Origin of the sequence: Escherichia sp. AM3, from assembly GCF_032029835.1 — a bacterium.
GTDB classification, from domain to species: Bacteria; Pseudomonadota; Gammaproteobacteria; order Enterobacterales; family Enterobacteriaceae; genus Escherichia; species Escherichia coli.
The window spans coordinates 1-242 of the sequence record NZ_JAVUPQ010001247.1 but is presented as its reverse complement, the minus strand read 5'-3'; the positions used below and the strand labels follow the sequence as shown (position 1 = coordinate 242).

Here is a 242-nt window from a genome sequence, read left to right as displayed (position 1 = left end):
AAACATATGTTACGTCTTCGCAGGGAAGGGCATATTAACGGACAGGAAGTTCCTGAAATTATCCTGCTTAATTCACATGATGGTTCATCCAGTTATCAGATGATCCCCGGAATTTTTCGTTTTGTCTGCACAAATGGCCTGGTGTGCGGAAATAATTTTGGCGAAATCCGCGTTCCACATAAAGGTGATATTGTCGGGCAGGTTATCGAGGGAGCGTATGAAGTGCTCGGTGTCTTTGATAA

Annotated in this window: 1 protein-coding gene; it reads left to right on the top strand. The window is 43.8% G+C overall.

Going from position 1 to position 242, the window contains the following annotated elements; all coding sequences use genetic code 11:
• Positions 1 to 242 (top strand): DUF932 domain-containing protein (locus RTW80_RS30505; RefSeq protein WP_312721985.1); only part of this gene is annotated, 242 nt, incomplete at both ends.